This is a genomic window from Photorhabdus kayaii, from assembly GCF_025384895.1.
Taxonomy (GTDB): domain Bacteria; phylum Pseudomonadota; class Gammaproteobacteria; order Enterobacterales; family Enterobacteriaceae; genus Photorhabdus; species Photorhabdus kayaii.
On record NZ_JAJAFZ010000156.1, the window covers coordinates 1 to 2,367 of the forward strand.

The 2,367-nt window shown below is 45.5% G+C and carries 5 protein-coding genes; 3 read left to right on the forward strand and 2 right to left on the reverse strand.

The annotated features are described in order from the left end of the window. Positions 1 to 930, forward strand: a 930-nt coding sequence (locus LGZ98_RS23465) for a DNA/RNA non-specific endonuclease (protein WP_262978697.1), incomplete at its 5' end; no start/stop codon positions are given. Beyond that, positions 930 to 1,268, forward strand: a complete 339-nt coding sequence (locus LGZ98_RS23470; RefSeq protein WP_105397058.1) for an immunity protein YezG family protein — start codon at positions 930 to 932, stop codon at positions 1,266 to 1,268. The genes LGZ98_RS23465 and LGZ98_RS23470, both read left to right, overlap by 1 nt. A 38-nt stretch (positions 1,269 to 1,306) precedes the next feature. Here LGZ98_RS23470 and LGZ98_RS23475 read toward each other — a convergent pair whose 3' ends face one another. Then, on the reverse strand, positions 1,307 to 1,594 hold the full coding sequence (locus tag LGZ98_RS23475) for a SymE family type I addiction module toxin (protein ID WP_021327094.1): 288 nt from the start codon (positions 1,592 to 1,594) through the stop codon (positions 1,307 to 1,309). A gap of 58 nt (positions 1,595 to 1,652) precedes the next feature. Then, positions 1,653 to 1,991 carry a helix-turn-helix domain-containing protein gene (locus tag LGZ98_RS23480; RefSeq protein ID WP_315902008.1) on the reverse strand — a complete coding sequence of 113 codons (339 nt, stop codon included), beginning with the start codon at positions 1,989 to 1,991 and terminating at the stop codon, positions 1,653 to 1,655. A gap of 133 nt (positions 1,992 to 2,124) precedes the next feature. Between LGZ98_RS23480 and LGZ98_RS23485 the strand changes: the two genes are divergently transcribed. Continuing rightward, a partial coding sequence (locus LGZ98_RS23485) for a CHC2 zinc finger domain-containing protein (protein ID WP_262978699.1) occupies positions 2,125 to 2,367 on the forward strand: 243 nt, incomplete at its 3' end.

Below are 2,367 nucleotides of genomic sequence, written 5' to 3' on the forward strand. Positions count from 1 at the left end.
TTTTTGAGTGCTGACCAGATAACGGATTTTGCGGCCAGGGCAAAAGGGTGTGAGGGACGCGGTGACTGCCAGCAGATCGTAAAAGAAATGGAAGATCTGAGTTTGAAACAGCGTAATGAATTAATTGTTACCTGTGCGTCAGATCCTGCTGCCTGCAAAGAGAAATACGGTGATATCCCAGCCAACAGTATGTTGGTTCATCAGGCGATCGATAAAGCTCTGGGTGAAGATATACCATGGAGTATGAAGAATGACCTGTCTGTTTTGCTGATGCAGCAAATCGATGAATCAGGGATTGTGACCAGCACTGAATTTGCGCAGAAACTTGAGACACAGTATGGTCTGGATAAACAGAAAGCAGAAATCTTAGCGGGGGCTGCACTGGGGGCTGTTACCGGTGGTATGGGCAGAGGAGGCAAGCCCGGCAATACGGCAGCAGAGAAAAACATTGTTGTGGTAGACTCCGGTAAGAAAGGCGGATGGAATAAGGCCCTGAACAAACCCGAACCGAATACGGTCTATCATGTGGATGGGAACAAGACTTATCATACTGACTCATTAGGAAGAACGGGAAATGTGGATGCCACCCTATCTTGGTCGAAGAATGATCGTAATACGTATCAACAATGTAAAGGTGGTAAATGTGGAAATGCCGGTGATGAAGGCGGCCATTTAATCGCCAGTATTTTTAATGGGCCTGGTGAAAAGCTCAATATTGTTCCAATGAATGGTAACCTTAATAAAAGTGCCTGGAAAAAAATGGAGAACAATTGGGCTAATGCTCTAAAAGATGGGAAACAAGTTAATGTGAAGATAGAGCCATCATATATAGGAAACAGCGTTAGACCTGATAAAATCACTGTAACTTATCAGATCGATAATGGACGTCCTATTAGAGAAACATTTAAGAATGCGCCAGGAGGTAAATAATGGGAACAACTGATGACGAAATTTACTCCCGAATAGGAAAAGTGTTATATGAAGCTGCTCCAGAAAATGCAATTAAGATCTTTCTGGACGCAGAACTATCTCCTGAAAATGATCATGCAAAATTTTTATTTGATTATGTTGATAACCTTGGCGAAAAGAAATGGTTTGTTCCAAATAGCCCAGATGTCGATGGTAAATTAATAGAGACTCTAGTAGAACTGAGAAAATATTATATAGAAAATAATCTAACTAATGGCTTGCCCGCTTGGTCAGGATGTGAAATCACGGTTGATCTGGATAAAATGAAAATCAACATAGATTTTAAATATGATGATTAGAACCCGCCCCGGCTCTGTGCCGGGGCCGTTATTTTACCCTACACCGCCAGCCTCAGTCCGCCAGGATAATACTTAATCCAGTCAACCGCGGCACTGGGGTTAAACGGCTCTATGCTCAGTCCTTCCAGACATTGCCACAACTCCAGCGTGTTCTGCGCCGTAATCACAATACAGTCCGGCATCACCCGTATCTTTAACGGCATCCCAGGAGTGAACCCTGCCTCCTGCAACCATTTTCCCTTTAAAGAAATACTGTTCGTCGCCACTTTCCCAAAACGCTCTGCTTGGGAAATCCGGCGAATTGTTTTATTATCGCGTCCAGCCATAATTAACTACCTCGTATAGTTGGTTGTGGTCAGCGGTTGTTGCAGGTTACCGCCTGCTTCAGCCGCGCTCAGTGATCTGTTTAGCCTGGTACTTCAAAATCATTCCATCCAGTAATGCCTTGATAATCTTACGTTCTTCCTCCGGCATACCACTCACCGCCTCAAACTGTAACGCTAAATCATCAGATGGGCCGCGTTCGTGGTCATCAAACACCAGTTCGTCAAGAGAAACATGCAGCACTTTAGCCAGCCGTATCAGGGCGTCTAAGGTGGGTTGAGCCGACCCCGCTTCATAACGGCGTATCTGGTTAACATGAAGAGATGCACTGTCAGCCAGCGCCTGTTGTGTCAAGTCAGCCGCCTTGCGAAGTTGTATCAATCTGGCAGGAAAGTTCATCGGTATAAACCATAAAGTTGTCGTCTCCATACTGTAACCTGCCTTTCTAATAAGGGTTGACATAAACACAGTATAAGGTATCTAATAAAAACATCAAACGGTTATTGACAGCTTTTTACAGACGAGGTTTTTTATGGCCCGCATTCCCGATACCGATTTAACCCACTTAAAGCAGTCCGTCTCGTTGCTGGGGCTGGCGCGTAAGCAAGGCCGTACGATGAAAAAACGCGGTGAGGATTATGTGCTGCGCTGTCCGTTCCATAACGAGAAAACGCCCTCAATGGTGATATCGCCGGCTAAGAACCTGTATCACTGCTTTGGCTGTGGCGCAGCGGGGTCGGTGCTGGACTGGGTGATACAAACGGAAGGCGTGACG